This is a genomic window from Acinetobacter sp. SH024 (genome assembly GCF_000163635.1).
Classification (GTDB): Bacteria; Pseudomonadota; Gammaproteobacteria; order Pseudomonadales; family Moraxellaceae; genus Acinetobacter; species Acinetobacter pittii.
The window spans coordinates 266,469-274,712 of record NZ_GG753604.1 but is presented as its reverse complement, the minus strand read 5'-3'; the positions used below and the strand labels follow the sequence as shown (position 1 = coordinate 274,712).

At 35.9% G+C, this 8,244-nt stretch carries 11 protein-coding genes and 1 rRNA gene; 6 read left to right on the top strand and 6 right to left on the bottom strand.

Annotated elements, in window-relative coordinates:
• Positions 1-114: ribosomal RNA gene (gene rrf / locus HMPREF0013_RS22325) — 5S ribosomal RNA — on the top strand; the annotation flags it as partial.
• A 136-nt stretch (positions 115-250) separates the two neighbouring features.
• Entirely contained in the window at positions 251-781 is a 531-nt protein-coding gene (locus HMPREF0013_RS25490; RefSeq protein ID WP_005804742.1) for an NMCC_0638 family (lipo)protein, read from the top strand.
• Positions 782-843: 62 nt separating this feature from the next.
• Here the strand turns inward: HMPREF0013_RS25490 and HMPREF0013_RS22315 are convergent, their stop codons facing one another.
• The 3 genes from HMPREF0013_RS22315 to HMPREF0013_RS22305 all read right to left on the bottom strand — a co-directional run bounded on the left by HMPREF0013_RS22315 (position 844) and on the right by HMPREF0013_RS22305 (position 4,195).
• Positions 844-2,217, bottom strand: coding sequence for a dihydrolipoyl dehydrogenase (locus HMPREF0013_RS22315; protein WP_005804741.1), 1,374 nt, complete (start codon positions 2,215-2,217; stop codon positions 844-846).
• Positions 2,218-2,299: 82 nt separating this feature from the next.
• Entirely contained in the window at positions 2,300-3,496 is a 1,197-nt protein-coding gene (locus tag HMPREF0013_RS22310) for a hypothetical protein (protein ID WP_025464196.1), read from the bottom strand.
• A 363-nt stretch (positions 3,497-3,859) separates the two neighbouring features.
• Entirely contained in the window at positions 3,860-4,195 is a 336-nt protein-coding gene (locus HMPREF0013_RS22305) for a TIGR01244 family sulfur transferase (protein WP_002116083.1), read from the bottom strand.
• A gap of 192 nt (positions 4,196-4,387) precedes the next feature.
• Between HMPREF0013_RS22305 and HMPREF0013_RS22300 the strand changes: the two genes are divergently transcribed.
• From HMPREF0013_RS22300 to HMPREF0013_RS22290, 3 genes are read left to right on the top strand one after another with little or no spacing between them, the layout of a single operon-like run.
• Positions 4,388-5,284 carry an alpha/beta hydrolase gene (locus tag HMPREF0013_RS22300; RefSeq protein ID WP_005804739.1) on the top strand — a complete coding sequence of 299 codons (897 nt, stop codon included), beginning with the start codon at positions 4,388-4,390 and terminating at the stop codon, positions 5,282-5,284.
• The gene (trxC, locus tag HMPREF0013_RS22295) at positions 5,285-5,722 is read left to right on the top strand and encodes a thioredoxin TrxC (RefSeq protein ID WP_005804738.1); all 438 of its coding nucleotides are present in this window, start codon (positions 5,285-5,287) and stop codon (positions 5,720-5,722) included.
• 1 nt (position 5,723) lies between these two features.
• Positions 5,724-6,140, top strand: a complete 417-nt coding sequence (locus HMPREF0013_RS22290; protein ID WP_002116010.1) for an acyl-CoA thioesterase — start codon at positions 5,724-5,726, stop codon at positions 6,138-6,140.
• Between the two features lie 70 nt (positions 6,141-6,210).
• Here HMPREF0013_RS22290 and HMPREF0013_RS22285 read toward each other — a convergent pair whose 3' ends face one another.
• The 3 genes from HMPREF0013_RS22285 to HMPREF0013_RS22275 form a co-directional block, all read right to left on the bottom strand.
• A complete protein-coding gene (locus HMPREF0013_RS22285) occupies positions 6,211-6,717 on the bottom strand; it encodes an ester cyclase (protein ID WP_017400288.1) in 507 nt (168 codons plus the stop codon).
• Positions 6,718-6,793: 76 nt separating this feature from the next.
• On the bottom strand, positions 6,794-7,288 hold the full coding sequence (locus HMPREF0013_RS22280) for a DUF4442 domain-containing protein (protein WP_005804736.1): 495 nt from the start codon (positions 7,286-7,288) through the stop codon (positions 6,794-6,796).
• A 34-nt stretch (positions 7,289-7,322) separates the two neighbouring features.
• Complete coding sequence (locus HMPREF0013_RS22275; RefSeq protein ID WP_002051423.1) at positions 7,323-7,811, bottom strand: YajQ family cyclic di-GMP-binding protein; 489 nt, start codon at positions 7,809-7,811, stop codon at positions 7,323-7,325.
• Between the two features lie 91 nt (positions 7,812-7,902).
• On the opposite strand from HMPREF0013_RS22275, the gene HMPREF0013_RS0105770 reads away from it, so the two are divergent.
• Positions 7,903-8,217, top strand: coding sequence for a rhodanese-like domain-containing protein (locus HMPREF0013_RS0105770; protein ID WP_002116171.1), 315 nt, complete (start codon positions 7,903-7,905; stop codon positions 8,215-8,217).
• Positions 8,218-8,244 lie beyond the last annotated feature (27 nt).

Here is an 8,244-nt window from a genome sequence, read left to right as displayed (position 1 = left end):
CTGGCGACCATAGCAAGAGTGAACCACCTGATCCCTTCCCGAACTCAGAAGTGAAACCTCTTAGCGCTGATGGTAGTGTGGGGTTACCCATGTGAGAGTAAGTCATCGCCAGCTCATTATTCTAAACACCCCCGTTCTAACGAATGGGGGTGTTTCTTTATCGCGATAAAAAAATCTAAATCCCCGACTAACTTTAGAATGAATTATGATATAAATCACATTATTTAAAATGATAACAAGAGTATTAATAATGAAATTTTCAGAATTTAAAATATTTTCCTTTATATTGGCTATAACACTCAGTTGTAGTTCTATATATGCTAATGAAACTGTGAAAAGTTTGTATAGTACAAAAGCCTTTTTAAATATTTGTGTAAGTTCTAGAGGAAATCCTGAATTAATAAATAAACAAGCAAAAAATATGGGATTTATCCAAATGCCTAATGAATATGCTGCACATGTTTTAAAAGATTATAATGGTCATGCATGGATGATAAGTTCCTCTGAAGGAAAATTTGTTATTACTCAACTCGATAATGGCGTATGTTCATTATTTATAAATAAAGGAAATTCAACTGAAATTCAGAAGAATTTAGAAAGCTGGCTACCTCCAGAATCTACGGGCCTAACTTATAAAAAAGAAGTATATAAAGATAAGAATTTGACCACAACAAATTATATTATTTCTAAAAATGGGAAGGCTTTAGAAACATGGATATATACTAGTTCATCTGAAAAGAATGCTTCATTAGTTGCGGTTATTTCCCATCAAATGAATTAATTAAAGCAATGTGAAGTAGAGAAGAGCCAATTTTTATTAATAAAGAGCTCTTCTAAAATCGATTATTTCAGTTGTCTACGCGCATGCTTTAGAGCAGTGCGAAGACCTTCTTCTAAAGTCGGATGATAAAAGGGTTTCTCCAGAATATCATTTAGCGTTAATTCTTCACCGATTATCCAGCTTAATAAATGGGCCATATGTTCAGTTGCTTCTGTAAATAGCTCAGCACCTAGAAGCTTTTGGCTTTTTCGTTCTATATAAACTTCAATAGCACCTTTATTTTTTCCAAGAACTATAGCTCTTCCTTGTCGTTCATAAGAGGCTTCGCCTGTAATAAAATCTATACCTTCATCTTTTAATTGCTTATAACTTTGACCTACGATCGCCATTTCAGGATGGCTAAAGACAATTCCTAATGGAGTAAGTGTCTTAACTGAGTTTACCTGCGGATAATTTAAGCAGTTATAAACAACTTTTTTACCTTCATGAGCTGCTTCATGTTGTAGTGGTGTTGAGGTGTAAGCGTCACCGACAACAAAAATTGGATATGTATGTAGCTGCTTAGTTTTAGCATTTACAGGTAATAACTTAATATCTTTGAATGAATTATCAATATTTTCTAGTTTTAAAGTATCAATTAAACTTGTACGGCCGGTTGCAGCTAAAACATATTCAACTTCGAGAGTTTTCTCTGTTTCATCAAATTGGTAAGTTAATACAGCGTTTTCCTTACTGCATTTAACTTCACTCGGTAAAGTCTCGAATAGAATTGTTAATTCTTTTCCTAGCTCTTTTTGAGCAAGCTGTTGAACTCTAGAACTAGTTAGGATTCCAATTCGTTTACTGCGAGCGAAGATTGTTGTTTCTACACCTAGACGATGCATAGCTTGTGCAATCTCAAGAGCGACCACACCACTACCAATTACAGCAATAGATTTAGGAAGTGTTTTTAACTCAAATATTTGGTCTGTTGTTATAAGCCGGTTTCCTAATTCTTGCTTCCAAATTTGATCATAATTAGGAGTTGAACCAACCGCCAGAATAAAACTTTTTGATTTGTACTGTTTTCCGTTAACTTCTACAGTTTGTGCATCAATAAAATGTGCTTTGCCAGAAATTTTATGCTCAGTCGGCCATTGATCTAAATCTTTTAAAGTTGCTTGTGTAAATCTATCACGTAAATTTTGTACATGCTGCATCACTTGATTAGTATTAATATTTGCAGATACGTCTAAAGCAACCTCTTGAGCATTTTGAATGTCAAACATACGGTTTGCTGTAGAGATGAGAACTTTACTTGGCATACAGCCTACACGAGCACAAGTGGTATCCCATGGTCCATCATTTATAATTAAAATATTGTTGGTATGTTTAACGGCTTCTTTATATGCGCTAATACCAGCAGTACCTGCGCCAATGATAATAATATCGAACATTGTCATTAAGCTATTTTAATAGATATTTAGAATATATAGAAAAACCCTCTTAAACAGAGGGTTTCATCCTAATTATTTAGCTTTAAAATGTAAATTTTTGCATAAAAGGTGTTTTTAGGGTTGTTGAAACAGTCCCATTTTGATTAATAGACTGACCTTCAATGCTTACCCCATTAATAACATGCTTAAAGTCTAATGTAGTTCCATTCAAGCTTTGTTTGAAAGTAAAAATATTTGGTCCTTCTAAATAAATACTGCCATTAAATTTCTGTGCATTCGTTGTTGGTGATTCATTTTCAACTCGGCTTCCTTCAAGGCTAGTAATACTTGGTAGGCTCAATATTTGGTGATTATTAGCCATTACTTTATATGTCGCATTGTTCGTATTACCAGGAGTTGAGTTCACAACAAATGAAATTGGCTCTGCAAAAGGGACATTAGGATTGTCATTAATGAGTACGTTGAAACCAGAACCACCTTGAACTACATAGAGATCACCATCAATTGATGTATTATCTTTATAGACACTCATTGCACCCGTGGTTACTTCTTTTTCAGTTGGTTGGCCAGTCTCTGGATCTTGAACTAGAGCGGTTGTCGTAATTTTATAATCACTTGTGGCAGCATTAATTAATACGAATCTTTTTTGCTTGGTTTGTTCAAGTCCCCATGACTGTTGGAAAGGATAAGCAAACGCACCTGTAATAGTTACATCTTGAAAGTTTTTATCATTATTTTCATTTTCAAAAATATAAATTCTGGTATTTGATTGATAGTCCTGTAAGTTTGGAGATATATTGTCGTTTGCCAGTTTAATGTTCTTCAAGTCGTCTGCTGTAATATCAAAATCCCAATCATTATATCCAGTGAGTAAAGTTTTTATTTCTTCCCCTTTAAATACATAGCAGGCGCGGTAGTCTGTAGTACTCTTGATAAAACATTTATCACGATAGTGATCGGAGTACTGGGTAAGATCTACTTTTCGAATATCTAAGGTTAACTTAAGTGGTCCTTGAGCGAAGGTATCTAGTGCATGATCAATGTAACCTTTTGATAGCTTTTCATCATTAAGATCATAGGCACCAAATAGATATTTACCTTCTTGTTTTACATTATTTAAAACTGAGGTCGCTAACTCCTGATCTGGTGATGGAGTGGTTGGTGTTGTTGTAGAACTAGAATTTGAATTTTGATTATAGTAACCATCATTGCCACCCCCACCACAAGCTGTCAAAAAAGCAGCCAAAGTAACTCCACATACTCCTTGAGTAAGTTTCATGATTATCCCCATTAAAATGATAAGTTATTTAAAATAATTTTTTAGGTTTATAAAATAACATATATTTCATGAGGTTGCTCATGATATTTATAGGCAGAGTAACTGATTAAATGCGTGTACCCATCGTTACTCCTACAGTAGGTTTTACTTGCATTGAGGAGCATGCGCTAATGATTAAACAGCTTAAAAGAACGAAAATAAATTTATTCATAGAAAATTAATAAATGAATCAAAAGATATAAATACTCTAAATTAATATTATTTTTAGTTCTGTTGAGTTCGTGCAGAGATATGCAAAATAATTTATCAAAACCCTACTTTAAAGAAGAAAATAGGGTTTTAAAGAGTACCAATTTTTTAAACTTAGTCGTCTAATAAGTCCATTTGTTTTGCTAATTGATATAGGTTGTTTGAACGGTTTCCTGTGCGGCAGAACATCAGCACAGGTTTTGGCAATTCATTATAATGATTAGCAAAAGTACGTACATCTAGCTCAGTAATTTGTCCAGCTACAACAGGTTGATAAACATAGTCTAAGCCTACTTGACGTGCTGCTTCTTCAATCTGAGCGCTTGTAGGTTGTTCTGGGCCGCCTTCCATATCTGGTCGGTTATTAATAATAGATTTAAATCCTTTTTCTACAACTTGGCCAACGTGTTCTGGACCAATTTGACCTGCGAAACCAACATTATCTGACATTTCGTCACTCCAAAATTTAACAAAACCTCTTATGCTGTATCATAGCATTAAGCTTAACCTGAGATACAAGACACTAAAATGTTGTTCCTACATAGATAAAACTTATGTCATAGAACAGCTCTAGATTTTTAAAAGGCGATCAGGATGTTTTTTGTAAATTCATTACTTCGACTATAATGCCACGGAGCACATATGCACGCTTATACGGTTGAGCCTTTATATGTTCCATGTGATCAGGAAATGATCGCAGCTGACTTTTATATTCCAAAAACAAATAATAAAACTGCGGTAATTATCATGGCGCATGGTTTTGCCGGATTGCGTCAATTTAAACTCATTCAGTATGCCCAGCGATTTGCACAAGCAGGTTACGCTGTTATTTTGTTTGATTACAGATATTGGGGCGGTAGTACTGGTAAGCCTAGAGAAATGGTCTCCATCAATTCACAATTAGAAGATTGGAAGACAGTGATTCAGTATGCTTCGACTTGTAAACTTGTAGATAACCGAAGGATTGTGCTTTGGGGAACTTCTTTAAGTGGGGGATATGCACTAAGCCTAGCTTCTGAGTTAAAGAATATTCAAGCAGTTTTAGTACAAATTCCCTACGTAGATGGCGCCGAAACTGCCAAGCTCTATCCTTTACAGCGTTATCCCCAAGCATTAAAGCTTTCGAGTCAGGATTATATGGGATCAAAGATGGGGCTTAATCCAAAGAGGTTACCTGTTGTTGATCAACATAACCTATGCTTTATGCCTACCGCAGATAGTTATTATGGCTATTTATCGATTGTAAATCCTGATTATTATTGGAGTGGGGAAGTTCCTGCTCGTGTCTTTTTTAATCTGATGCGATACCGTCCAATCCAAGTTGTGCGCCAGATTAATATTCCTGTTTTATTTATTGCTGCTCAAAAAGATTCACTTATTCCTATTGAGTCAAGCCGTGAAGCTGCGACAAATATTGCGCCTTTTGTGAGTTATCATGAATGGGATATGAAACATTTTGATATCTATCACGGTTCATGGTTTGAAAAAGCAGTGACAACCCAATTAGAATTTTTACATCAGCATATAGGAGTGATGTAAATGATTATTGTATGTGCATCGTGTGGTGCTAAAAACCGAGTTCCGGAAGAAAAACTTCCGGAGCAACCAAGCTGTGGGCAATGTCATCAGCCATTACTACCGCTTGCACCTATTGAGCTAAATGAGCAAAATTTTAGTAACTACATCACGAATAGTGATCTACCTATTCTTATAGACTTATGGGCAGAATGGTGTGGACCTTGTAAAATGATGGCTCCACATTTTGCGCAGGTCGCAAAACAGAATCCAGGCGTTATCTTTGCCAAGATTGATACCGAAGAATCTCCTCGCTTGAGCCAAGCTTTTCATGTGAGAAGTATTCCGACACTTGTCTTAATGAATAAAACGACAGAGGTCGCGCGTATTAGCGGTGCATTACGTGCGTCTGAATTGCAACAGTGGCTCGATCAACAACTTCAAACGAATTTCGGGAGCTAAGGTGTCAGAAGCTTATACCAAACCAGAAGGAATTTTATCCTTACAAACGATTGCCATGCCAGCAGATACAAACTGGAGTGGTGATGTATTTGGTGGATGGATTGTGTCACAAATGGACTTGGCTGGAGCAATTCACGCAGAACGTTTCAGTCGTGGTCGCTGTGCTACGATTTCTATTAATCAAATGACCTTTTTGGTTCCGGTAAAAGTTGGCTTTGTCATTAGCTGCTATACCAAGATCTTAAAAGTTGGAAATACTTCTATTCAGATGCAAATTGAAGTTTGGGATAGTCATGATGACTCTCGTGAACCAATACGCATTACTGAAGGAGTTTTTACCTTTGTAGCAGTAGATGTAAAAGGTAATAAGCGTCAAATACCTGAAGAAGCGAAACAGAAGTTTTTGGAAACTCAATAAGAATCAGAAAGCCTGAATCTTAGTATTCAGGCTTTAATTTTTATTCAAAAGAAAAACTAGTTTTTAGAAATTAAAACATCGTATTTGTATTTTTGCTTTGCTCAGGAATATTTTGTATCACATCCCAATGCTCTACGATTTTTCCATTTTCAACACGGAATATATCAACAATTGCTCTTCCTCGATCTTTTTCATTTTCAGTCGAATGGACATGTAAAACGACAAGATTGCCTTCAGCAATCGCACGTTTAATCTCATTTTTAGCTTGAGGATTCTTTTGGAATTTTTCAGTGAAGAAATTAACGAAAGGTGCTTTACCATCTGGCACATTAGGATTGTGCTGAATGTATTGTTGACCAATATAGCGGTCTGCATATTCTTTGACTTTATGTTTTAAAAAGACACCTTCATAAAAGTCGGTCACTATTCTTTTGTTTTGAGCACTTACTTTATCAATAGCTTCTGATTTAGCCGAAGTTGCTTTACTGGTTTTAATGCTGGGTTCAGTCGCGTGAGCCGTTATTGTTGTAAATATTAAACTGGTAAATAAAGAGGAAAGAATTAATATTTTTTTCATTTTTAACCTCAAGATACAAAATATTAGTTTTATATCTTGAGGTAAATAACCGTCTAAAAATACTTTAGATTAGTTATTATTTCTTACGTTTAGGTAACCATGCCCAGAGCATTTGGCATTGAATTGGTTCATTGCCTGCGTCATCAATCACAGTAACAGGAATCACAAGTTCGCCTTTCTCATTATCTGCAATAAACTTTTGTTGTTCAGCAGACAATGTTGCTGTAGCAGTCAAACCGCCTTCAACCACTTTTAAATAATCTACATGTAATGATTTGATTAATAAAATACGATTATCAGGAATATGTAAACCAGTTAGAAAACCTGTTGCAGTTTCTGCTAAAAGAGCCATAGCCGCGGCATGCACTCCTTTAATATGATTTTGCATATTTTTTTGGTTATCTAAACGGACAGTAACGTGGTTTGAGTCTACTTCCAGATAGCGGATATTTGCTGTACCCACCATTGGTACGATACGACCAAACGCCTTGCTCCAAAGCGTGCTCCGAATGCCTTTAGGGAATTTTGAAGTTGCTTTTACCAGTTTTGATAGACGGTTGGATTGAGACATGGGATTACCTTAGCTTTAAATGGCCGACAAGATATTAATCTTTAAAGTTATTAAACTGTAATGGCACACCGAATTGTTGTTCACGTAAAAAAGTCATGACTTGTTGTAAGGTGTCACGCTTTTTATCAGTTACACGAATTTTGTCGCCTTGAATAGAAGATTGCACTTTAACGCCACTTTCTTTAATGGCTTTATTAATTTTTTTTGCAGTATCAGAGTCAAGACCATCTTTAAGTTTAATCACTTGTACAAAGTTTTTGCCAGAAGCCGCAGCTTTTTGTGGATCAAGTGCTTGAACATCAATTTTACGTTTATAAAAATGATTTTCTAACATGTTATAAACTTGTTCACACTGGAAATCACTTTCGGTACTGATTTTGATTTCTTTATTTTTTTCATTTAATTCGATAGAAACATCGTGACCACGGAAGTCAAAGCGTGTTGCAATCTCTTTTTGTGTGTTTTGTACAGCATGATTAACTTCAAATAACTCTAATTCAGAGACAATATCGAAAGAAGGCATAGTTTAGGCCTTTACAAAGTGAAAGAATATTTGAGATGCTAAGAGGGTTTTCTTCATTTGCCAAGTGTTGTTTACATCAAAGGAGTGCACAATGATCCGTAAACAAGAAATTACAACATTTGAATTCCCAGAAAATGCTGTTATCTGGGATGTCCGTGATACTAATGCTTATGCAGAAGGGCATGTTAAAGGTGCGGTGAATCGCCCAATTAATGATTTGAATGCTGATATTTTGAACCAGGTCTCTGCGGGTCAGCCGATTTATATTTTATGTGGTGGTGGTAGCAAAGCTCCTCGTGCAGCTGAGAAACTAGAAGGATTGGATGCCTCGCGTGAATATGTCGTGCTGATGGGCGGGACACGTGCAGCTCGTGATGCTGGCTTGCCTCTAGAGCAGGGCGCATAAAAAAAGCACCTTCGGGTGCTTTTTTAT